The sequence below is a fragment of the Marivirga atlantica genome (assembly GCF_016734805.1).
Lineage (GTDB): Bacteria > Bacteroidota > Bacteroidia > Cytophagales > Cyclobacteriaceae > Marivirga > Marivirga atlantica.
This window is the reverse complement of record NZ_JAERQG010000004.1, coordinates 192,435-215,807: the sequence shown is the minus strand read 5'-3', so window position 1 is coordinate 215,807 and position 23,373 is coordinate 192,435. Positions and strand designations below refer to the sequence as shown.

Sequence of the window (23,373 nt, the reverse complement as noted above, 5' to 3'; positions counted from 1 at the left end):
AATATTGTATTTTCATCGATTGTTAAATCCAATTGATATGAAATGAGCATAAATATTCGAGGGTGAATCCCGATAGCTATCAGGACCAAACACCAGATGAATAGTTGATGCTAATTCCATGTGCCCTATGAAACCAACGTTATACGCATGAAAAATCTATTTACCATCATTCTCGCTTCATTTGTTCTTCTTGCCACCGCAGCAAAGGCACAAAACAACTGCAATCCTTTTTATACTTTCGCTGAAGGTAAAAAATGGACAACTGCCAACTATAACCATAAGGACAAGTATGAAGGCAAGCAGTCATACGAGATTCTTGAAATGACAGAATCGGATAACAAGCTTATAGCCAAAACACTTGTGAAGTCTTTTGATAAAAAGGACAAATTGCAGATGGAAAAAGAGATAGAGTTCATCTGTGAAGATGGTGTAATTCATATAGATATGTCTCAATATCTGCCGGCCGAAACATTAGACGCATTCAAAAATATGGATGTTGAAATGAAAATGGATCCAATAGAAGTGCCGGAAAAACTATCAGTTGGTCAGCAATTGGCTGATGGTGGTGTTCATATGACTGTAAAGGGACCAATGCCCATGTCGTTTGATATAACCATAGAAGATAGAAAAGTGACTACGGAAGAAGAAATCACTGTTCCGGCCGGAACTTATAATACTTATAAAATTACTTCTACTACAGTTATTGACATGATGGGAAAAAGAGAAATGCGAAGTGCAGAGTGGATCGCTGAAGGTGTTGGAGCTGTCAGAACCGAATCATACGATAAAAGTGGAGATCTGAAATATTATACCGTACTAATTGAATACTCTAAATAAACTTATTAATGCGTAAATTCTTTCAAGGATTAACCTGCTTATTCTTTACAATTTCTTTTTGTTCTGCTCAGTATGCTGAAATTCTTCCACTACGTGAAAGAGCAAACTTGGAAGACAAAATATTAAAACAGCGTTTTGAAACGGTATTACCGAACTTAATGGAACGCACTTCTATCGATACCTGGGTTATTATTTCAAGAGAGTATAATGAAGATCCTGTTATAAAAACTATGTTGCCATCCACCTGGATGTCTGCCAGGAGACGCACTATTTTAGTAATGCATCATTCAGAAGGTGAAGGTGCTGTTGAGGGTTATGCAGTGGCAAGGTATAAAGTAGGCGATTTCTTTGAGAAGTCATGGAACCCGGAATTACAGCCTGATCAATGGAAGGCATTATTTAATCTTTTAGAAGACCTGAATCCAAAGCAGATAGGACTGAATTATTCTGATGATTATGGCCATGCCGATGGCATCAATAAAACGGAATATGAGCTTTTTATGAGTAATGCTCCGAAATCATTAAAAGATAAAGTGGTTTCCGCAGAACCACTTGCAGTTGGCTGGCTGGAAACCAGATCGGCAACGGAAATCATTATTTATGAACAACTGTGCAGAATTGCTCATCAAATTATTGCCAAAGGTTTTTCTTTGGAAGCAATTACTCCAGGCGTAAGTACTACAGAGGATTTGGTTTGGTGGTACAGACAAGAAATTAATGATTTAGGATTGGATACATGGTTTCATCCTACTGTTGATATTCAACGAGCAGATCCTGAAAGCTTTGACCATTTAAGAAGCTTTAGCAAAAGACCTGATCAACAAACCATTATTCCCGGAGATCTACTTCATGTTGACTTCGGTATAACTTATTTAGGCTTAAACACCGATACACAAGAGCATGCTTATGTTTTGAAACCAGAGGAAAAAGAAATTCCAGTCTATTTAAAGAAAGCTTTTGAGCAAGGTAAAGCTGTTCAAGATCACTTGACCAATCAGTTTAAGACAGGGCGAACAGGAAATGAAATGTTAGCTAATGCATTAGAAGATGCAAAAGCTGCCGGATTGAAGCCTACAATTTACACACATCCTATCGGATTGCATGGTCATGCGGCAGGCCCGACTATTGGTATGTGGGATCAGCAAGGTGGTGTGCCAGGTTCTGGGGATTATCCGCTTTACCCGAATACAGCTTATTCTATTGAGCTCAATGCCGCTGTTTATTTAGAAGAATGGAAGAAGGAAATCCGAATTATGCTTGAGCAGGAAGCATTTTTTACAGGAGATTCTATCTATTATATAGATGGCCGTCAAGAAGCTATACATGCAATACCTCGGTCTAGATAGAATTTTATGGGGAGTCAATCCAATTTCGTAAATCGTAATTCTGAATTCGCAATTCTATTGTAAGAAAGTAAGACTCATGTCTTTATCAAGCATCCAGCCTGTAAGGCTAATGCGCTCTTTGTGTGAAAGTAGTACTTCGTGCAAAATTTCACTCCTGAAAAGAATAAGTCTTCCTGCTACTGGTTCTACAATATGTTCTTCTTTATCAGGATAAATACCTAGCTCACCACCATCGCCTTTTTGCCAGTTTTCATTCAGGTAAAGAACAAAAGAAAGTACGCGGTGAGCATTTTGCTGAAACCTATCGATGTGTTTCTTATAAAACGTATTTTCAGGATAAATAGCGAAGTGACATTCGAAATCCTTTAAACCCAAATAGCAGGTTTGATTAATATAAGTCCGTAGCTCATCTATTTTGTTAATGAATTTTTGAACCACTGGAGCGGGATGTTGCCTATCTACCCATTCAATATAATCTCCCCTGATGGAGCTATCTACCTGATGCAATACCTGTTTACCGATACCAGCTTTTTTGAATTCTCCTGCAGCTTTGTCTTGTTTGATTGTATTAATCAAATTTGATACTTCATCCTTTGCGATAAAATCATCCCAAATAAAAAAGCCCTTCTCTGCCAGATGGTCAATGGCTGTTTCTAAGACATCCTGATGAATTTCTTGCATTAATAGATTTAAGATTATGGTGCGAAATTAACCTAAAAATACAACAAACAATCAGCTTATTGTTTCATTATTTACATTAGGACTCTTTATTAATTAGCTTTAAATTGAGCTGTTACGTACAAATTTTTTTAAAACATGAGAAATCAATTTCTATGGATAGGCGGTATTTTGTTCAGTGGGCTTGTAGTTTTACACTACTTCCAGATAATCCCGCTAGCAGGGCCTATAATTGTTGGAGTTATTTACTTTATAGGTGTTTATAATACTTTTCAAAAGAATCATGCGATACTTAAAAACTTTCCAGTACTTGGGTATTTCAGGTATTTCTTTGAATCAATATCTCCTGAAATACAACAGTACTTTATTGAGCGAAATACTGATGGTAAGCCTTTCAGCAGAAACCATCGAGCATTGGTTTACAGAAGGGCTAAATCGGTAAATGATACACATCCATTTGGTACACAGTTGGAGCTAAATAATAGTGATTATGAAGGTTTGAGGCATTCAATTTATGCCAGAAAGCCGCATGAGGAATTTCCAAGAATTAAAGTTGGAGGTAAAGACTGCAAGCAACCATATGAGGCGTCATTGCTCAATACTTCAGCCATGAGTTTCGGTTCATTAAGTAAAAATGCTATCCGAGCATTGAACCTTGGAGCTAAAAAGGGGAATTATTACCACAACACAGGTGAGGGTTCTATTTCCCCTTACCACTTAGAAAATGGTGGTGATTTAGTGTGGCAAATAGGAACCGGTTACTTTGGTTGTAGAACTGAGGATGGTCAGTTTGATCCCCAAAAGTTCAAAGAAGGTGCAAACAGACCTGAGGTGAAAATGATTGAGATCAAGCTCTCACAAGGTGCAAAACCAGGACATGGTGGTGTTTTACCGGGAGAAAAGAATACACCTGAAATTGCTAAGATAAGAGGAGTTAAACCTCATACAACTGTTATTTCACCTCCCAGCCATAGTCATTTTTCAAATGCTGAAGGCTTGCTGGATTTTATTGTTGAGTTGAGGGAACTTTCAGGAGGTAAGCCTGTGGGTTTCAAGTTATGCGTTGGTAGGGCCGAGGAGTTTGTTGAGCTCTGTGAATCTATGAAGAAAACAGGTATAAAACCGGATTTCATCACTGTTGATGGTGCCGAAGGAGGAACAGGTGCTGCTCCATTAGAATTTTCTGATAGTGTTGGCCTTCCCCTAAAACCTGCTCTAATCTTTATTCATAAAGTGCTTCAAAAAATGGAGCTTCGAAATGACATCGTGATTATTGCCAGCGGAAAAATTATTTCAGCAGAAAATATTATCAAAATAAGGGCTTTAGGAGCTGATATATGCAATAGTGCCAGAGGCTTTATGTTTTCTGTAGGTTGCATTCAGGCACTAAGGTGTAATACAAATGCCTGCCCTACAGGAGTGGCCACACAAAATGAAATGCTTCAAAAGGGATTAGTGGTGAGCGATAAAGCAGAAAGGGCTTATAATTTTCATCAAAACACACTAAAGGCAACAATGGAGTTATTAGCGGCATGTGGCTTAAGTTCTATTCAGGAAATTACCATTGATATGTATTTAAAAGGTGATGAATTTGTTAATATCCAAAATAAATATTTCCCTGATAAAATGGCTGAGGAGTTTTTGAACTAATTTGGGTGAAACTAAATCAGGAGCTTTTTAAAGTATTTGCTTAGGCGGCAAAACAAAAAACAATTATATTGATTGTTGAATTTATGAATCAACATCAGGAAAAATACAAATCTATCAGGTCTCATTCTGAGGCTATTTGTAAACCTCTCCAAATTGAAGATTATGTCGCCCAGCCTGTTGAGGATGTAAGTCCTCCGAAATGGCATCTGGCACATACCAGTTGGTTCTTTGAGACTTTCCTGCTTAAGCCTTATGTGAAAGCTTATCCAGAGTTTGATCCTCAATATCCTTATTTGTTTAATAGTTATTATGTGGCTGCGGGCGAGCGCATGTTAAGGCCCAATCGTGGTAACATGACAAGACCAACTGTGGAGGATATCTACAAATTCAGAGCACATGTAGATAAACATATGCTGGCATTCTTAAGTGGTGACTTAACAAATGAGCAGCAGGAAATATTAGAGATCGGCTTTAATCATGAGCAACAGCACCAGGAGCTGCTTTTTTATGATATCAAATACATTTTAGGACATAACCCACTTTTCCCTGTTTATAAGATAGACTTTGAAGAGTATAAAATTGAAAATGAAGCCTCTGGCTTTGTGGAGGTTCCAAAAGGTAATTATACCATTGGACATAATGGAGAAGGCTTTTCTTTTGATAATGAGCACGGCCGCCATGAAGTGCACCTGGAAGGTGCTGCCATTAATAAGCAGCTTGTAACCAATGGAGAATATCTTGAATTTATAGAAGCCAATGGTTATGAAAATCATGAGTTTTGGCATAGCGATGCACGTGCCTGGCTTGATGAAAGTGGCATCGATCGGCCACTTTACTGGCACAAGCAAGAAGGAAAATGGTACTATTATACATTTCAAGGATTAAAACCAATTGATGAAAAAGCTTCCTTGATGCATATCAGCTTTTATGAGGCTTTTGCCTTTGCACAATGGAAAGGCATGCGTTTGCCAACCGAGTTTGAATGGGAGACAGCAGCTGATCAATTAAATTGGGGTAAACGTTGGGAACATACAGGTAGTGCCTATTTGCCATATCCCAGATATAAAAAACCAGAAGGAGCCATTGGCGAATACAATGGTAAATTTATGGTAAACCAAATGGTATTGAGAGGAGCCTCCATTGGAACACCGTCAAATCATTCCCGTAAAACATACAGAAACTTTTTCCATCCGCACTTGCAATGGCAGTTCAATGGAATACGACTAGCTAAAGATTTATGACAACAGCAGAAAAACTCAACAGTGTGGTGGCAAAAGAGGTGGTTGAAGGACTAAGTAAAAAAAATAAAAGTTTACCCAGTTGGCTATTTTATGATGAAGAGGGAGATAAAATCTTCCAGCAAATCATGGCCATGCCAGAATATTACCTCACCGATTGTGAATACGAAATCTTTCAAGAACAGAAATCGGCTATTTTAAAGAGTTTTTCAGCTGACTCTCCTGAATTTAATTTGATAGAGTTTGGTGCCGGTGATGGGTTGAAAACTGAAATACTGCTGAAGCATTTTACAAGTGAAGAAATAAATTTCACCTATCGTCCGGTTGATATTTCAGCCTCTGTGCTCAAGCAGCTTAAGAAAAGAATGCAGAAATCGCTGCCAACTTTAGCGATTGATCCTATAAATAAAGAATACTTTGAAGCACTGGATGAACTAAATGAGGATAGAAAAAATCCTGTTATAGTGCTCTTTTTAGGAGCTAATATTGGTAATTTTCATATTTCTGATGCTGAGCTATTTGTGAAAAAAATAGCTGATAATTTAAGGGAAGGCGATAAACTGATGATTGGATTTGATCTTAAGAAAGATCCTAACCTCATATTGGATGCTTATTATGACAAAGCAGGTATCACAACCGAATTTAATATGAACTTGCTCAGAAGACTCAATAGGGAGTTTTCGGCCAATTTTGATACTGACACTTTTATTCATTACCCTTATTACGACCCTCAAACAGGTACGGCCAAAAGCTTCATCGTATCAAAAATAGAGCAAGATATTCACTTTGCAGATTTGGAAAAAAGTTTTCATTTCAAAGCCTGGGAACCCATTCATGTGGAGTTCTCTCAGAAGTTTGATCATGAAATGATTGAGAACCTTGCCACCAAAGCAGATTTAAAAGTGCAGCAATACTTCTATGACAGCAAAAATTATTTTGCTGATGTATTGTTGAGTAAATAGTTTTTGAAAATTCGTTGGTGAGATATCACCAACATATTTGCTCCTCCTTAGAGAAGGAGGTTGGGAGGATTGATTTTTGATGTATTATCTTTCCTCTTTGTTGGTGTTATCACCAACAAAAATATAAAATTGTTTATCTCCGATTGTCATCATCCGCTAGCATGCTCAGGTAATTCTCATAGCGTGATGGGGCTATTTCTCCGCGTTCCATGGCTTCTCTGAAGGCGCAGCCAGGTTCATGAATATGTGTACAATTATTGAACTTACATTCCCCTATAAACTCACGCATTTCAGGGAAATAATGACTGAGTTCTTCATCTCCAATATCCCAAAGGCCTAACTCTTTGATGCCAGGTGTGTCAATTACATAGGTGTCTTTTGCAATTTCAAACATCTCTGCAAACGTTGTTGTATGTGTTCCTTTACCTACTGCATCCGATACTTCACCTACACGTTGTTCAATTTCAGGTGAGAGTAAATTAAGCATAGTAGATTTCCCCACTCCTGAATGACCGGAAAATAATGTGGTTTTACCTTTGAGCGAATCTTCTAACAAATCCATGTTGTCACCACTTTCAGCCGAAACTAAAAGCACTTTATAGCCGATAGATTCGTAATCAAATTTCAAATCCTCAAAATAGGTGAGGGCTTCTTCATCTAATAAATCAGACTTATTGAAAACCAGAATAGCAGGTATTCTGAATGACTCGCAGGCTACTAAAAACCTGTCTATAAAGCCTAAGCTTGTTCTTGGGAAAGCCAAAGTGATGATGAGTGCTGCTTGATCAATATTAGCAGCTAAAATGTGACTATGTCGCTTCTTCCTTGTAGATTTCCTGATCACATAGTTGGTTCTTTCTACCACCTCCTGAATGATACCTTCCTCATCATTCTCTAACTGAATTTCCACCCAATCGCCAACGGCTACCGGGTTGGTGACTTTCTCATCATACAAACGCATTTTGCCACGCAGCCTGCAATTGTAAAATGTATCGCCAACTTTTACGCTGTACCATGATCCTGTCGATTTGAAGACTCTACCCTTCATAAGTCATTTTTTGAATAATAGGCTCAATGTGTCGAATGATTTTAGCAGTGGCCCCTAGGTTTTCTTTTACATAAGTTTCACCTCTTCTGCCCATTGCTGCCAATTGACTTTCGTCAATTTTCTGTCTGATTTTTTGAGCAAAATCATCTGCATCTGCAACACTTTGTGCGCCATCAATTTTAAGCAAATCTTTAGCCTCCTGAAATTTACTAAACTTTTTGTTTCCGAAATAAATAGGAAGTGCATAGCAAGCAGCCTCTAAGGTGTTGTGCAGTCCATCTCCAAAGGCACCTCCAATAAAGGCTACGGTTCCATATTGATATAGAGAAGTGAGCATACCAATGTTATCTATGATAATTGCTCGAGTTTCAGACTTAACTTGGTTTTCAATTTCGCTGAATCTTTCCGTTTGGATATCAAGTATTTGCTCATGTATTTTCAAGCTGGCTTCACTGATATCATGTGGGGCAATAACTGCTTTCCAATTTGTGTTTTTTTGTAAAAATGGTGCTATGGTTTTTATGTCTGGCTCCCAAGTGCTGCCGCCAATTAGGACATTGCTTCCTTTAGTAAACTGCTCTACTAGCTCAATTTTTTTAGCATTTTGTGCTATTTCATACACTCTGTCAAAGCGCGTATCACCTGTGACTGTGGTATTATGAATATTAATGGTTTTGAGTAGCGTTTGGGTGGTATCATTCTGCACAAAAAAATGATCAACTCGCTTGAACATATTTCTGTTGAAGCCTCCATACCATTTAAAATAAGGCTGCTGACTTCTTAAAATGGTAGAAATGGAAAATATCCAGCAGTCAGCTTGCTCAAGGGCTTTTAGGTGGAAATGCCAGAATTCATACTTGATGAAAAAGGCCATTGTAGGCTTTGCGATGGATACAAATTGCTTTGCATTTGAAGCTGTATCAAATGGCATATAGGTGATGTAGTCGGCATGTTCATAGTTTTTGCGCACCTCATAACCCGAAGGAGAAAAGAAGGTGAGCAAAATGAAGTAATCATGATTGGCCTTGAAATATTCTATCAATGGTCTGCCTTGCTCAAACTCACCAAGAGAAGCACAATGAAACCAAATAACCGACTTCTGATTATGAGCTAAAGCAGCTTCCAGTTGCGGAAAAAGATTCTTTCTTCCACTAATTGCCAAAGCAGATTTTTTATTAAAAAGCGCATGAATTCTAAGGATACTAATTAAAAAGCCAATACCTATTTGGTAAAGAAATTCCATCATGGCACAAAAGTAAACAATTAATTTTTTGAGCCATGAGGAATTATGAAGGTCTGCCTAATTCTAAGTTTTGAGTAAATAATTTTTAACCTAAACAAACCAATTAAAATAACGCAAATGAGAATTATATGTTAGTGGTATTTTGTTTTAGCATTAAGATGGCCTAAGAAATATCAAAGATTTTTTTTACCGATAATAAAAAAAGCACATGAAATGTTAATCATGCGCTTTATAACTATTTTACTTCTTTAAGTCAATAAAGATTATTTCTTCTCTCCAATTAATGCATAGGAGGGATGCTTTAAAAGCTCAGATATTCAGGACTGCTACAAATATTTTGCGAAGTGCTTCCGTCCTCATTAACTCGAATAGACGTACTAGTGGCTTGCACTTTCAGTGTATCAGTACCAAAATCTTCTGTTAAAGCTATTTGTACATAATCAAGCGAGTCAGCTTCAATGATTTGTCCTCCAACACCCTCTATTTCCCATTTTGTTGAGTGTTCATCATCATAATTAGTATGGTCAGGATAACTAAAAAATACCCTATACAAAAAAACTGTATCTTTAGCGGAAACATCTCCTTCAATGCATGTTCTACAAGCTACACCGGTAAAATCTGCTCCTACTGACTCTATCATTTTATCAAAACAATCTTTCAGGTGGTCATCATGGCTTTTTTCGCTCGATTCTCCTGTTTTTTGTTTAAGCTGAACCTCTAATTTGTCGTTTTCCATTGCGGGTTCAGGCTCAACAGTTTCACAACTTAGTAATACAAAAATACTTATCGATAATAATAATAGTTTCTTCATCATATTTGTTGTTTGTTCACTTATATAATGCAGAAACTCAAAAAAGATACAGATTTACATTAACTTCATTGAAAGTTTTATCAGAGGCTATTGTATATTAACATCTTGAAAGCTAGTTTTAGGCTTTTAATTATATCAACCTTAACCTTATGCTTAAGATGAACCTATTTAAGCAACTATGCTTAATTGTTTTGGTGAGCTTATTCACAGCTTGTCATGAACAAGAATTACCTACCAAAGAACGAACGGAAGATTTTATTCTGCTTCAGAATGATGCACACTTTGAAGGTTTAGTTTCAAGCCTCAAGGGAAATACAAATCAAAGAACAGCTACAAATTATTTAAATGCAGTTGATTTAAGCCGTGCCATTACCTGGTACGATTCTGCTACTGCTGCAACTTTCTATTCTGCCAATTTAGTAACGGATGTCCCTTCTATAAAAACCAGCTTTCTGCTTAGTGAAAATGAAGCAGGTGAAGTTAATGGACTCATAATAGAATATATATTGGATGTAGACTGGTATAATAGTTTGGATGAATTTCCGGGTTGGAATGCCTACAACGGTCAATTAAAAATTAGATCAATGGAGGGAGCGGTTCTGTATTCAACTGAAATTGAAAATGGGGCTACCAAAAAACTATCAAACCAAAGGCTTTCTAGCTACACATGTGTTACTTATAACACAGTGGTAGGCCAAACATGTGCCGGACCAGGCGGACAAGAGGTATGCTACCCTGTTTATGAGATGGTAACAGAGTGTTTCCCAACAGGTAGTGAAGGAGGTGGTGGTACAATAAACATGGCTGATCATGCCTGGCAGACATTACCAAAAAGAGCCATTTTAGAGGTTGATTATGTGTTGGACCCGCCTGGTACTTTGCCTAAAGTCTGCGGGGATGGTATGGTTTCTGATGGGAATGGAGAATGTGTTCCGAAACCGGATCCTTGTGATACTGGTAATAATATTTTGGATAGTGAAGAAATACAATCCGATTTATTAAAAATATGGTCAGGTAGTAATGCGAACAATGGTGATATACCGATGGATGAACGACTTGAACAAGGCGGTTGGATAATTGAAATTAATGGAGGATATGATGTTGTATTTTTTCCTCCTACATTTTTAAGAGATCCATGCGGAATGAGCCCTCCATCGAATTGGAAAGACTTAATACCTGATAATATTGTGGGTTACGTACACTCACACCCGTTTTACATTGGAGAGAATACGATGGGTCCATGCGGTACAGGAGGGGAAACATCTTACAAGGGAGGGCCTAGTAGACCAGATTATGTTTTTCTTACAGAGCTAATGAATCATCTAAGCAACTTTAGCATAAAAGGATATGTAATAGACGGCAACAAAATTTATAGTTATGATTACAGGTATAGTATTGGTATAGTTAAGTATAACCGATGTGGATATTAAATAATAATATTATGAGAATAAGAAAATATATATTAGTAGCTGGTTTATTTATATTTACCATCTATAGTTCTTTTGCTCAGAGCATAGATTTAAAAAACAATGAATGCCCTGCAAAAAGTCGTTTAGCAAAGCTTGGTGTTGAAATATTTATACAGTTAGCTGGCTCAAAGGATTTTAGAGAACAAATTGGTGCAAGTGGAGAAACTGTGGAGCAAGTTCAAGCTGTGGAAAATGGGCAGACTTGTAGTGCTTTAAACGATTTTATATCTAATAATAGAAAGTTCAATAATATTAATCAAAGTTATAAAGACACTGATAAACAGGTATACTTCTATAAAACTGATAATTTTTATTATGTGTTTTGGGGAAGAAAACCAGAATTTGACGATAGACCTGCAACAGGACCAAAAACATTATTCATAGTTATAAAAAATGATTTGAGTCAATTTTGGGAGTACTACTTTTGAATGAATATAACTGAAGTTATGGAGCCTGTTTTATTAGGGAATATGCTCACTTGCGGGTTGGTATAATATTTTAGAAGAGTTTCCGGGTTGGCATGCCTATACCGGTCAACTCAAAATAAGGACACTTGATGGTGAAGTAATTCGTTCGACTGCCATGAGGGACGGAGAAGCTGTTACCAACAGCAATGAGAGAAGTACTAACTTGACCTGTATTACTTATACTATGACGAGCTACATATGTCCTGACCCAAGCAGACCAAGTTATTGTGTACCTACTACAATTACCTTTACTGATTGTTTCTCAACAGGCAGTACAGGTTCAGGAGGTGGTTTTGGTGGTCCAGCCGATCATAATTGGCAACCTTTACCAAAAAGGGCCATCATAGAAGTAGATAATGCTTTAGACCCACCTGGCACTTTGCCAAGTGTTTGTGAGCCTGGCATGGTTTCTGACAGAAATGGTGGATGCGTCCCGAAACCTGATCCTTGTGATACTGGTAATAATATTTTAGATAGTGAGGAAATACAATCTGATTTATTAAAAATATGGTCGGGTAGCAATGCAAGCAGTGGTGATATACCAATGGATGAAAGACTTGAACAAGGCGGTTGGATAATTGAAATTAATGGAGGATATGATGTTGTATTTTTTCCTCCTACATTTTTAAGAGATCCATGTGGTATTAGTCCTCCGTCAAACTGGAAAGATTTAATACCTGATAATATTGTTGGCTATGTACACTCACACCCGTTTTATATTGGAGAAAATACTCTGGGGCCCTGTGGTGCTGAAGGAGAAACATCTTATGAGGGAGGTCCCAGCGATCCTGATTATATTTTCTTAATGGATTTAATGAATTTTTTAGGAAATTTCAATATAGCAGGTTATGTGATTGATGGAGGTAAAATATATAGTTATGATTTTAGGTATAGTGCAGGAATAAAAGAATACAACAGATGTGGATATTAAAACATAGGCAAATGAGATATTTTAAAAGAGGAATAATATTAAGTGTATTAATTTTATGCGCATTTGAAATGTCTGCGCAGCGTACAGCCGTTAACTCTTGTACTTCTAATAGCAGATTGGCACGTTATAGGGTAGAATTTTTTCTTACTCTTCCGGACAGGAAAGTTTTTAGGGAAGAAACAGGTGCTACTGGCGAAAAAGTAGAGCAAATAGCTATTGTACAGGATGAAAATGTTTGTAATAGTTTACAAAACTTTATATCGAATAACAGGAAATTCAAAAACATTGACCAAAGTATTATAGATACCGATAAGCAAATTTATTTCTATAAAACTGATAATTTTTATTATGTATTTTGGGGAAGAAAACCAGAATTTGACGATAGACCTGCAACAGGACCAAAAACATTATTCATAGTTATAAAAAATGATTTGAGTCAATTTTGGGAATACTACTTTTGAATAAATATGACTGAAGTCATCGAGGCTGTTTTATTAGAGAATATGCTCCCTTGCGGATTGGTACAATAGTTTAGAAGAGTTTCCAGGCTGGCATGCCTATACAGGTCAACTCAAAATAAGTACACTCGAGAGTGAAGTAATACTTTCAACAGCTATTAATAATGGAGTGGTTGCTAATAACAGTAATGAGCGGAGTAGTTCTCTAACCTGTATTACTTACACGATGACGAGTTTCATATGCCCTGACCCAAGCAGACCAAGTTATTGTGTACCTACTACAAATACCTTTACTGAGTGTTTCTCAACAGGCAGTACAGGTTCAGGCGGTGGTTTTGGTGGTTCAGCCAATCACAGTGGGCAACCTTTACCTAAAAGAGCCATTCTTGAAGTTGATGATGTTCTAGACCCACCTGGAACTTTGTCAGGTGTATGTGGTCCTGAATATATAAAGGATGAAAATAACAAATGTGTCTTACCGAAGATTTATAACTATTTAGAAAATAATCCGTGTGTGTCGGGATTGTTTTATAATTTACTGAATACCAATAACATAAGCCTTAATTCAATACTTGAACACTTTAATATTCAGAGCTCAGGTTTTGATTATTACATCAAAATTGACGAGACTAATGCTCTAAACCTGGCTCAAACTATAAATGATGGTAGTTATAGCTATATTACCACTTTAAATAGTGATTATTTAAAGGTTGCAACAAAATTATCCATTTCAAGGACAATGATTCATGAATTAATACACGCTTATATTTCAAGTTATATTATTGGTGTAGGTGGACAGAATCCTACTAAATCGATAAGAGCATTTCCTATTCTATGGAGCGAGATGCTATCCAAAAAATATGGAATACCTGAAATAGAAATAGAGCGATATCAACATGAAGAAATGGCTCGGAATTATGTGAATTTTACGAAACTAGTTTTAAAACAATTATATGGCTCACAGTTTGAAGACCAATATTATTTCGATTTAGCTTGGGGTGGTTTGATGGGAACCACAACTTTTGAACAATCAACAGTATTAACATCATCCGATAAGGAGAGAATAATAAAAGTAAATAATAGCGAGGATTTTAATAATAATTCAAAGAGTTCACCATGCCTAAACTGATGATTGTTCTTATTTCGTTTTTGACTATTAATTTTTCCTTCGCGCAGACTGAAAATACAAATACAGAGATTTTTAAATTAATGCAGGACTATTCTAATAGTAGTCTGCTGAATTCAACCATTTGTCCCGATTCACTAATTTTGATTTCTCTTTTAAGTCATGAGACAACTGACTCTCTTTTAAGGACAAATAATTCTTTCCGAGAGATTCTTGCTGAAGCCATTAATACGGATGCTATTGTTTCAGAAATTAATAAACAAAATCATTATTACTGGAAACCGGCAAAATTTAAATCCGAAAACCGGTATTTAGAGGTCGGTGCATCAATTTCCAAACCAATTTTCTTCAATGATCAAATTGCTTTTGTTATTGGTTATTTAATTAACAACAGTCTAGATCAAAGTGTATATTTTTTAAGAAAGGGCCAGTCTGGAAAATGGGAGGTGCATGATAAAGTTACTTGTGGAGTTTATTTTGATTCAGGGAAATAAACTTCCTTTTATTATTTATTAATGATCAATAGAGAATTCTTGATATACTTGCAGTGGAATTAACAGGTCTTGATTTAAATGGAAACTCTAAAATACAGAAAGGAAACAATGCAGGCTGTTAAATATTTGACCTTTGTAAAGTTTATGCTTCTAAGTAATTGCCTTTTTTGCCAAGGTAATTTGTTCAAAGGGGATTATATTTTTGTGAGTCCAGGAGGCTTATCTTCGATTAATCTCTCTTTTTCAAAAGACAATTTCACTCTCACCAAGAATTCAGACTTTGGTGCAGCCTCAAAAAGGATAGGCTATTTTCTAATTGTAGAAGATACGATGATTTTATTCCATGAAAAATTATTAGATCCTAATCCCTCATATTTTATAGAGAAGGATAGTGAGCAATTATTACCTAAAAAACCAAATAGTCTTGGCATAGCATTAACTGTTTACAATAGTAAGAAACAATTAATCTCTGGTTCTCATATTACACTTTTAAAGGACAGTAGCATTCTATCAGTTCACAAATCTGATACTAATGGATATGTCAATGTTTATACAGAGGATAAAATAGCCAATCGTCTCACAATAGATCATTTAGGTTTAAAACAACTTAATTTAGATTTAGCGGATTTTTAGGGTAAAAAGGTAGCTTTTGATGTATTTCTTGTAGAAGAAGATTTTTTCTATAATGAAAGTTTTTATTTAGAAAAATATTTAGTTGGCTTGCGAAAAGATAAAAAAATCAAGTTAACCTCTCTCAAAACGAATGAGGTCTATATAGAAAAGTGATTATTTGTAAACCTAAATAAAGAATTATACCCAGTCAGGACATAAAAACAAAAAACCCAGACGATCTCGCCTGGGTTTTTGCTATTAGAAGTTAAAGAACTTCTTATTTCTTGTTTTTCGCTAAGTAAGAAGAAACGCTTTCTCTTGATTCGTTCATCGCTTCTTTTCCTTCTTCCCAGTTGGCAGGGCAAACCTCACCAAACTTCTCAACGTGCTGCCAAGCGTCAACTACTCTTAACATCTCATCGATGTTTCTACCTAATGGTAAATCGTTGATAGTCTCATGACGAACAATTCCTTCTTTGTCAATGAAGAATGAACCTCTGAAAGCTACTGGGTTACCTTCAAAAATAAGGTCGCCAGCTTCGTTGTAGTTCCAGTCACCCGCTAAAACACCATAGTTGTTAGCAATAGTTTTAGAAGCATCGGCAACTAATGGATAAGTAACTCCTTCGATACCGCCATTTTCTTGTGGCGTTAATAACCATGCTAAGTGAGTTTCTTCTGTATCAGTAGAAGCACCTACAACAGCAACTCCTCTTTTTTCGAACTCAGCTAATTTCTCTTGGAAAGCAATGATTTCTGTTGGGCAAACGAATGTGAAATCTTTCGGGTAGAAGAAGAATACCACATCTTTTTTACCTAAGTATTGCTCTAAAGAGAAATCGTTAACAATCTCTTCACCGTTGATTACGGCACCTGTACTGAATAATGGAGCTTTTTTTCCTACTAAAGACATATAATTATAATTTAATTGTTAAAAAATTTATTTTATTTCTATTGCTGAATCGGCCTCAAGCTTATCAGCATTTATTTGCAATTGAACTTCTTTAATTTTTATGTTCTTGAATTTCTTTTTGGCTAAATAGTCCATCACCATTTGCTGTAATTCCTCATCGTGGTAATCCACTATTTCCTTCGAATTCTCAAGGTATATGTGATTGTGTTTTTCCAAGTTTGCATCAAACCGCTTGGTTTGATCTGTTGAGGAAACTCGTTTGACTAATCCTGCATCTACCAAAGTATCAAGTGTTTTGTGGACTGTGCCTAAAGATATGGTCGGGTTGTTCACCTTTACTTTATCAAATAAGTATTCCACAGTGGGGTGAGTCATTTCTTGCAACAGTGCCTCGTATATCACCAGGCGCTGATGAGTGGCCTTCAGATTCGCTGAAAGCAATTTCTCTTTTATGTCAGTTAATGATTTCACCATGATTATTTCTTAGGTAAGAATTATTCTTACCTGATAACAGCTGCAAATGTAGGGTGATTATTAGGTAAAGCAAAATAGGGTATGGCTTTTACAGGTGTTCGATGCCAAACAATAATTGGTGTGCAAACGAGTGTTCTTTATTTTGATTTTAGCTTAATAGCAGGATGTAGAATTATTAATTTTCTAATTTCACTCATCAGCAAATTATCTATTGATTTTAATTTTTTTTCTTGGATTTTACCAGCTTCAATAATAAGGCTATCTTTAGCCCTCAATCATATCAAATGGATAATTCAATCAAACAATATATAGCTGAACTCAATCAGGAAATAGCTCAAACTAAATATGGGAAAAGCCCTGCGGAGCTTTATGAGCCAATAGATTATTTAATGGATTTGGGCGGTAAAAGAATGAGGCCGCTGTTAAGTCTTTTAGGCTATCAACTAAATAAGCCTGATTATCAAACAGCGATTCCTGCAGCTATTGCAGTTGAGATATTTCACAATTTCACTTTAATGCATGATGACATCATGGACAAAGCGCCACTCAGAAGAGGGGAGGCTACGGTGCATGAGAAGTGGAATGAACCAATTGCTATATTATCAGGTGATGTGATGCTGGTAAAAGCTTATGAACAATTTATAAAGCACGTGCCGGCAGATCAGTTAAAGCAAGTTTTGGAGCGTTTTAACAAATGTGCAACAGAGGTCTGCGAAGGTCAGCAGCATGATATGAACTTCGAAATGGAAGCATCGGTCAGTGTAGAGCAGTATATTGATATGATTCGTCAGAAGACAGCAGTGCTGTTAGGCTTCAGTCTTGAATTAGGCGGAATTCTTTCAGGAGCTTCTGAAAAAGATTGCCAGTTACTTTATGACATGGGTGTAAATGTAGGTATTGGCTTCCAGTTAATGGATGATCTTCTTGATGTTTATGCTGACCAAGCCGCTTTTGGCAAGCAAGTAGGTGGAGATATCATTTCCAATAAAAAAACATTCTTATTGCTAACTGCTTTGAAACAAGCAGAGGGTAATACAGCAGACGCATTAAAAAGATGGATAGCAAAAGAAGACTTTGATAAAGCGGAAAAAGTAGAAGCGGTAAAAGCCATTTATGAGAGGCTCAATATCAAAGCACAGACAGAAAACCTAATGAAGGATTATTTCGATAAAGGTTTTCAGCAACTTGAACAAATTGAGGGTGATGATCTAGCCAAAGAACTAATGAAGGACTTTTTTGAATACCTTATTAAAAGACAAAAGTAAATGAGCACTACTATCATTATCATCATAATTACTTGTATCACCTCTTATCTGGCTTTTCAGGATAGCTCCAGAAAGTATAAGTGGATGATGAATCCTTACCAGATTGTACATAGAAAACAGTATGGTAGGTTGATCACTTCTGGCTTTATTCATGCCGATTGGGTGCATTTGATATTCAACATGCTTACCCTTTATTTCTTTGGGGATATAGTGGAATTCTATTTCAATCAGGTTAGCCAATATGGTACAGTCTTATACATTGCCATGTATGTGCTAGGTATTTTGGTTTCTGATATTCCCAGCCTTATTAAGCATAAGGATAATCCTAATTACAATGCACTTGGAGCCTCGGGTGCTGTATCTGCGGTAGTGTTTAGCAGTATTCTTTTCAATCCTTTACAGGAGCTGTGTCTATATGGTCTGCTTTGCTTGCCGGGATTTATTTTTGGTGCCATCTATGTGATTTACTCTTATTTTTCCGCTAAGAACCAGCGTGATAATATTGGTCATGAAGCGCATTTGGCAGGAGCCGCATTTGGAATTATTTTTACTATCCTCCTATGGCCTCAGGTTATTAGTCATTTTCTGAATCAGATGGCTGACTTTTCCCTATTCTAAATAGAGCTTATAATTTATGGAATTAACGATTAATAATTCAATTGGCAGATTACGCATTCTGGCCATCATGGAAGGTATTTCTTACATACTGTTTGGTATTACTATGCCTTTAAAGTATATGATGGACATACCTGAGCCGAATTATTTTGTAGGTATGGCTCATGGTGTGCTATTTATATTGTACTGCCTTCAGGTGTTTCAGGTTGGAATTCAAAAGAAAATTACCTTCGGTCAGATGATCCTCTTTTGGATTGCTTCACTTATACCTTTCGGTACTTTCTATATGGACTATAAATATTTAAGGAAATAGAAGAAGGCCAATAAAAGCCTTCTTCAATTAACTTATAACTTCTTGTACTTATCTGATTCTGAGAGTCCTTCCAGTATCTGAATATTGATACCATCAGAAAGTCCTGTTTTAATCTTTTTCTTCTCGAATTGCTGTTCAGCGACCATTAGTTCAACATAAGGTGTATCAGCATCGAAAAGAATGTCACGCTCTTTAATAGCCATTACATCCTCAAGTTTCTCTAGTACAATATCAGCATTAGCAGAATAACCTGCTCTTAAGAATGCATCATTCCTTAATTGAATTGCTGCTCTAATTTCAAACTGTATAGCGCCTTCATCTTCTACTCCTTTAGGAGAAATATATTCTAGTTTGGCATCAAACTTTGTGGTATCCAGAGCTCCTACCTTTAATTGCAAAGGCATGCCTTCTTTAATTTTACCAACTTCTGCTTCATCCACATTACCTTCAAAGATCATTTCATTCATATTAGCAATGGAGGCTATAGTAGTACCATCGTTAAAGGTGTTTGACTCAATTACAAAAGAACCTTCCTTCACAGGCACATCAAGCAACATACCCGCAGTGGTAGCACGCACCAGGTTAGAGGCCGAACCTGACTTCTTGGAAGCTCCCTCTTTAATCAATTCAAGATTGTTTTCAGCTGCTTCTAATTCTTGCTGAGCCAGTCTGTACTGTAGCAAAAATTGATTGAAATCTATTTCCGAAATCACTTTCTGTTCAAACAACTGCTCTTGTCGGTTCTTTTCTTTTTCAGCATTCTTAAAGTTGATAGTAGCAGTTTTAATTCTTGCTTCAGCATTATTTAATGCCACTACATCAGGAATGATCTTAATCTTAGCCACTACATCACCTACTTTTACCTGTGTGCCGGCTTCCATATAAATTTTCTCTACAACACCGGATACCTGTGATTTAACTTCAATTTCCTTTCTTGGTACAATAGATCCGGTAGCTACCGTTTTCCTTTCAATACTGGTTTTAAAAGGACTCGTGGTTTCATATACCACTGGTGGTTCTTCAGATTTGCTGTATAAGTAATAGCCCGTTCCGAAGAGGCTTACTACTGCCAAAACGATTAAGACGATGGTGAAGAATTTTTTCATGTTATAGTTCGGTTTATTGTATTGCTAATTTCTATTTGTTTAATCTACTCTAATTGCCTCAATAGGGCTCACTGCTGCAGCTTTTCTGGCTGGCAGAATACCTGCCAGAGCTCCACCAATAATTAATAAGCCTAAGGCACCTGCAGCTACTTTTATATCCACCTCAGGTGGCCCCATAAAACCATCAGGCGGAACTACCTGTGCAATTGCCTCTATGAGTACCACACCAGTTACCAGTGCTACGTACCCACCTATTGTTGTTAAAAAAATTGATTCCTGAATGATAAGTGAAATGATGGATACTGGTGTAGCACCTAAAGCTTTTCTAATGCCAATTTCTTTGGTGCGTTCTTTTACAATAATGAGCATTATGTTACTCACACCAATTACACCTGCCAGTAAGGTGCTAATACCTACCATCCAGGTAAATACATTAATACCCTGAAAAAGGCCTGACACTTCCTTGAACTCCTCTTCCAGGTTATTTGAGCCAATGGCATCGAGGTCAAGAGGAGAGATATCGTGCGCCTCTCTAAGTGTGCTTAATATTTCTTCTTCTACATCCGATACATTATAACTATCTTTTACAGAATAGGCATACCAGCCTACATTGTTGCCATAGTTGAAAGCCGTTTGGAAAGTGGTGAAAGGAGTATAAATGGTTTGTGTATCTCTGTCTGCTTGCTCTCCTGATCTGCGAGAATCAAAAACGCCAACTATCAAAAAATTCACACCATTTATTTTTATGTATTTCCCGATAGGTTCTTCCTGTTCAAATAAAACCTTTTGTACATATCGGCCAATAACCGCTACCTTCCTAGAGTCTTCAATATCTTTGTCATTGATAAAACGACCCTCTTGTATATCTAGTTTTTGAATAGAAATGTAACCTGGGTAGTCACCATATACTGAGAAGTTACCTGTTTTATTATTGTAGTAAACATTGTCACCACCGTTGAAACCTGATAATTGATTTCTTGGAGCGAGATAGGCTAAGCCGCTGATCTTTTTGCGAAGCATCTCAGTATCTTTATTGGTGAATCGCACACGTCTACCAGGTTGAAATCCTCCATAAGAGATAGTCGTGCGCCTTGACCAGAAAAAACCGCTATTAGTAGCCCATGCTGAGAAGTCACGCTCTACACCATTCTGCAATCCTTTGCCCGCACCCAATAATATAACGATCATAAAAATACCCCACCCTATACCAAACACAGTTAGAAATGTGCGTAGCTTATTTTTTTTGATGGTAATAAATATTTCCTGCCACTTGTCTAAATCAAACATTGCTTCAATATTAAAGGTGAAGTTTTACTCATCTCTCAAGGCTTCTATCGGTGGAACTTTTGCTGCTTTTCTGGCCGGGAAGTAACCTGCCAGACTACCTAAGAGGGCAAGTACGAGTGTGGCAATAGCTGCACCTCTTAAACTCACTTCAGGTTTCTTGAAGAAATCAACAGGAAATCCAAAGCTGAACATCATTTCTGATAGTCCACCGGAATCAATGAATACAAAGCCCAATACAAGGCCTACATAACCCGCTACCAAGGTGATAAACATGCTCTCTTGTAAAAAGAGACTCGTAATGCTATTAGGAGTTGCACCCAGTGCTTTTCGCACACCTACTTCTTTGGTCCTTTCTTTTACAATGATGAGCATGATGTTGCTTACTCCAACTACTCCTGCAATAAGTGTAAATACACCTACTATAAAAAGAAATACCCTGATACCTGTAAACAGATTGATAAATTGCATGAAGTTTTCAACTCCGTTACCAATTCTCATGGCTTTGCTATCGGTAGGATCAAAGTTGTGCGTGTCGCTTAGGTACGAGAGCACCTCGTGTTCTATCATTTTTGACTCAGGCACTGAAGCATTGCCCACAGTTGCCATAAGTTGATGGATATTGTTTCCACCACCGTAGGCTATTTGAGCAGTTGATATAGGAATGTAGATTACCTTCGCTTCATATTCACTGCCCTCATCTTTAAAGATGCCTACTACTCTATATTTGATGCCATTAACGTCTATATATTTCCCGATAGGATCTTCATTTCCGAAGAGCACTTCTACTACTTTTTCTCCTATACAGGTTACTTTTCTTTTGCTAGCCTGGTCTTTGTCGTTGAGGTACCTGCCCTCAGTAATTAAAGTCTTTTCAAGATATTTATGATCAGGATGACACGAGCGTACATTGAAGAAAGAAATATTGTCTTTGTAGCGGACGGTAAATTCTCCTGATAAATAATAACGACCAGTTAAATATTCAATGCCGGGTATTCGCTTGATGGCTTCATAATCTTCATTAGTCAGCCGAATACTTCTGCCAGGCTTCATACCTCTATAGGGCTTACTTGTTTCACCAGGAAAAATCCATAATGAATTAGTAGCATCATCATTAAATTGGTACTCAACTCCGTTCTGGAAACCACTGCCAAAGCCCATAAGTACAATTAGGATGAAAATTCCCCAGGCCACATTAAATGCAGTGATAAAAGAACGAAGCTTGTTCTTTTTAATCGTGAAGAATATCTCTTGCCATTTATCTAAATCAAACATGCGTGGCTTCTTTAATGTATGGCTGCGGTATCTTGAGAAACAATTATTCCATCCTTCAATCGGATAAGCCTTTTGGTTTTTTCAGCTATGTCATCCTCATGCGTAACAATCAGGATGGTTTTACCTGCTTCATTTACCCTTTTAAAGATTTCCATAATTTCATAGGAAGTCTGCGTATCTAAAGCACCTGTGGGCTCATCGGCCAATATCACTTTAGGATCTGAAATCAAAGCTCTGGCGATGGCAACACGTTGCTTTTGACCACCTGAAAGTTCACCCGGCATGTGCTCAGCCCAATCTCTTAAGCCAACCATTTCCAGATACTCTTCAGCTTTCATGTTACGCTTTTTCCTACTCACTTTTTGGTAATAAAGGGGCAGGGCTACATTTTCAGCAGCATTTTTAAAGGAAAGTAGATTGAATGACTGAAAGACGAAACCTAAAAATTTATTGCGATAATGTGCCGCTTGCTTTTCAGAAAGCTTTTTTATTAAAGTATCTGCTAGGTAATAGTTGCCTGAGTCATAGTTATCAAGTATACCTAAAATATTGAGTAAGGTAGATTTTCCTGATCCAGAAGATCCCATGATGGAAACGAACTCTCCCTCATCGATGGTAAAGTTTATGTCTTTTAATACTTCAAGCTTTTGTTTCCCAACACCGTAGGATTTTCTGATGTCTTCAAGTCTAATCATGTTCAGTGGTTAGCGTAATAAAAGATGTTTTGGGTTTTACCAAGTTGAAATTGTATTCAAATA

25 protein-coding genes are annotated in these 23,373 nt (G+C 36.9%); 15 read left to right on the top strand and 10 right to left on the bottom strand.

Going from position 1 to position 23,373, the window contains the following annotated elements; translation table 11 throughout:
• The first annotated feature begins 147 nt into the window (after positions 1 to 147).
• Both JKP34_RS15265 and JKP34_RS15260 read left to right on the top strand, forming a co-directional pair.
• A complete protein-coding gene (locus tag JKP34_RS15265) occupies positions 148 to 837 on the top strand; it encodes a TapB family protein (protein WP_201923372.1) in 690 nt (229 codons plus the stop codon).
• A gap of 8 nt (positions 838 to 845) precedes the next feature.
• Positions 846 to 2,183 (top strand): M24 family metallopeptidase, encoded by a 1,338-nt coding sequence (locus tag JKP34_RS15260; RefSeq protein ID WP_201923370.1) that lies wholly within the window; start codon positions 846 to 848, stop codon positions 2,181 to 2,183.
• Positions 2,184 to 2,237: 54 nt separating this feature from the next.
• Here JKP34_RS15260 and JKP34_RS15255 read toward each other — a convergent pair whose 3' ends face one another.
• Entirely contained in the window at positions 2,238 to 2,864 is a 627-nt protein-coding gene (locus JKP34_RS15255; RefSeq protein WP_201923368.1) for a 2OG-Fe(II) oxygenase, read from the bottom strand.
• A gap of 135 nt (positions 2,865 to 2,999) precedes the next feature.
• Here JKP34_RS15255 and JKP34_RS15250 point away from each other — a divergent pair, with 135 nt between their 5' ends.
• The 3 genes from JKP34_RS15250 (at position 3,000) to JKP34_RS15240 (ending at position 6,711) form a co-directional block, all read left to right on the top strand.
• Positions 3,000 to 4,511, top strand: a complete 1,512-nt coding sequence (locus tag JKP34_RS15250) for an FMN-binding glutamate synthase family protein (RefSeq protein WP_201923366.1) — start codon at positions 3,000 to 3,002, stop codon at positions 4,509 to 4,511.
• An 83-nt stretch (positions 4,512 to 4,594) separates the two neighbouring features.
• Positions 4,595 to 5,752 (top strand): ergothioneine biosynthesis protein EgtB, encoded by a 1,158-nt coding sequence (egtB, locus tag JKP34_RS15245; protein WP_201923365.1) that lies wholly within the window; start codon positions 4,595 to 4,597, stop codon positions 5,750 to 5,752.
• Positions 5,749 to 6,711 (top strand): L-histidine N(alpha)-methyltransferase, encoded by a 963-nt coding sequence (locus JKP34_RS15240; RefSeq protein WP_201923362.1) that lies wholly within the window; start codon positions 5,749 to 5,751, stop codon positions 6,709 to 6,711. Before egtB ends, JKP34_RS15240 begins: the two co-directional genes overlap by 4 nt.
• Before the next feature lie 133 nt (positions 6,712 to 6,844).
• Here the strand turns inward: JKP34_RS15240 and rsgA are convergent, their stop codons facing one another.
• From rsgA to JKP34_RS15225, 3 genes are all read right to left on the bottom strand, one after another.
• Positions 6,845 to 7,759, bottom strand: a complete 915-nt coding sequence (gene rsgA / locus JKP34_RS15235) for a ribosome small subunit-dependent GTPase A (protein ID WP_201923360.1) — start codon at positions 7,757 to 7,759, stop codon at positions 6,845 to 6,847.
• Entirely contained in the window at positions 7,749 to 9,005 is a 1,257-nt protein-coding gene (locus JKP34_RS15230; RefSeq protein WP_201923358.1) for a 3-deoxy-D-manno-octulosonic acid transferase, read from the bottom strand. The genes rsgA and JKP34_RS15230 overlap by 11 nt, the downstream gene beginning before the upstream one ends.
• Positions 9,006 to 9,303: 298 nt before the next feature.
• On the bottom strand, positions 9,304 to 9,813 hold the full coding sequence (locus JKP34_RS15225) for a hypothetical protein (protein ID WP_201923356.1): 510 nt from the start codon (positions 9,811 to 9,813) through the stop codon (positions 9,304 to 9,306).
• 149 nt (positions 9,814 to 9,962) lie between these two features.
• On the opposite strand from JKP34_RS15225, the gene JKP34_RS15220 reads away from it, so the two are divergent.
• From JKP34_RS15220 to JKP34_RS15190, 7 genes are all read left to right on the top strand, one after another.
• The gene (locus JKP34_RS15220) at positions 9,963 to 11,243 is read left to right on the top strand and encodes a hypothetical protein (protein WP_236665022.1); all 1,281 of its coding nucleotides are present in this window, start codon (positions 9,963 to 9,965) and stop codon (positions 11,241 to 11,243) included.
• A gap of 11 nt (positions 11,244 to 11,254) precedes the next feature.
• Positions 11,255 to 11,710 (top strand): hypothetical protein, encoded by a 456-nt coding sequence (locus tag JKP34_RS15215; RefSeq protein ID WP_201923352.1) that lies wholly within the window; start codon positions 11,255 to 11,257, stop codon positions 11,708 to 11,710.
• A gap of 154 nt (positions 11,711 to 11,864) precedes the next feature.
• Complete coding sequence (locus JKP34_RS15210) at positions 11,865 to 12,680, top strand: hypothetical protein (RefSeq protein WP_201923349.1); 816 nt, start codon at positions 11,865 to 11,867, stop codon at positions 12,678 to 12,680.
• An 11-nt stretch (positions 12,681 to 12,691) separates the two neighbouring features.
• Entirely contained in the window at positions 12,692 to 13,141 is a 450-nt protein-coding gene (locus tag JKP34_RS15205; protein WP_201923347.1) for a hypothetical protein, read from the top strand.
• A 223-nt stretch (positions 13,142 to 13,364) separates the two neighbouring features.
• A complete protein-coding gene (locus JKP34_RS15200) occupies positions 13,365 to 14,267 on the top strand; it encodes a hypothetical protein (protein WP_201923345.1) in 903 nt (300 codons plus the stop codon).
• A complete protein-coding gene (locus JKP34_RS15195; RefSeq protein WP_201923343.1) occupies positions 14,255 to 14,758 on the top strand; it encodes a hypothetical protein in 504 nt (167 codons plus the stop codon). The genes JKP34_RS15200 and JKP34_RS15195 overlap by 13 nt, the downstream gene beginning before the upstream one ends.
• Before the next feature lie 78 nt (positions 14,759 to 14,836).
• Entirely contained in the window at positions 14,837 to 15,391 is a 555-nt protein-coding gene (locus tag JKP34_RS15190; protein ID WP_201923341.1) for a hypothetical protein, read from the top strand.
• Between the two features lie 256 nt (positions 15,392 to 15,647).
• Here the strand turns inward: JKP34_RS15190 and JKP34_RS15185 are convergent, their stop codons facing one another.
• The gene (locus JKP34_RS15185) at positions 15,648 to 16,283 is read right to left on the bottom strand and encodes a peroxiredoxin (protein WP_201923339.1); all 636 of its coding nucleotides are present in this window, start codon (positions 16,281 to 16,283) and stop codon (positions 15,648 to 15,650) included.
• Between the two features lie 27 nt (positions 16,284 to 16,310).
• Positions 16,311 to 16,757, bottom strand: coding sequence for a Fur family transcriptional regulator (locus tag JKP34_RS15180; RefSeq protein ID WP_201923337.1), 447 nt, complete (start codon positions 16,755 to 16,757; stop codon positions 16,311 to 16,313).
• A gap of 284 nt (positions 16,758 to 17,041) precedes the next feature.
• On the opposite strand from JKP34_RS15180, the gene JKP34_RS15175 reads away from it, so the two are divergent.
• Genes JKP34_RS15175 through JKP34_RS15165 form a run of 3 tightly spaced genes read left to right on the top strand, consistent with a single transcriptional unit; the run spans position 17,042 to position 18,950 of the window.
• Positions 17,042 to 18,022, top strand: a complete 981-nt coding sequence (locus JKP34_RS15175; protein WP_201923335.1) for a polyprenyl synthetase family protein — start codon at positions 17,042 to 17,044, stop codon at positions 18,020 to 18,022.
• Positions 18,023 to 18,640 carry a rhomboid family intramembrane serine protease gene (locus JKP34_RS15170; protein ID WP_201923333.1) on the top strand — a complete coding sequence of 206 codons (618 nt, stop codon included), beginning with the start codon at positions 18,023 to 18,025 and terminating at the stop codon, positions 18,638 to 18,640. It abuts the gene before it with no gap.
• A 16-nt stretch (positions 18,641 to 18,656) separates the two neighbouring features.
• A complete protein-coding gene (locus tag JKP34_RS15165) occupies positions 18,657 to 18,950 on the top strand; it encodes a DUF3817 domain-containing protein (RefSeq protein ID WP_201923331.1) in 294 nt (97 codons plus the stop codon).
• A 32-nt stretch (positions 18,951 to 18,982) separates the two neighbouring features.
• Here the strand turns inward: JKP34_RS15165 and JKP34_RS15160 are convergent, their stop codons facing one another.
• Genes JKP34_RS15160 through JKP34_RS15145 form a run of 4 tightly spaced genes read right to left on the bottom strand, consistent with a single transcriptional unit; the run spans position 18,983 to position 23,310 of the window.
• On the bottom strand, positions 18,983 to 20,056 hold the full coding sequence (locus JKP34_RS15160) for an efflux RND transporter periplasmic adaptor subunit (protein WP_201923329.1): 1,074 nt from the start codon (positions 20,054 to 20,056) through the stop codon (positions 18,983 to 18,985).
• Positions 20,057 to 20,095: 39 nt separating this feature from the next.
• On the bottom strand, positions 20,096 to 21,343 hold the full coding sequence (locus JKP34_RS15155) for an ABC transporter permease (RefSeq protein WP_201923327.1): 1,248 nt from the start codon (positions 21,341 to 21,343) through the stop codon (positions 20,096 to 20,098).
• Positions 21,344 to 21,367: 24 nt separating this feature from the next.
• Entirely contained in the window at positions 21,368 to 22,615 is a 1,248-nt protein-coding gene (locus JKP34_RS15150; RefSeq protein WP_201923325.1) for an ABC transporter permease, read from the bottom strand.
• An 11-nt stretch (positions 22,616 to 22,626) separates the two neighbouring features.
• Positions 22,627 to 23,310, bottom strand: a complete 684-nt coding sequence (locus JKP34_RS15145; RefSeq protein ID WP_201923323.1) for an ABC transporter ATP-binding protein — start codon at positions 23,308 to 23,310, stop codon at positions 22,627 to 22,629.
• Positions 23,311 to 23,373 lie beyond the last annotated feature (63 nt).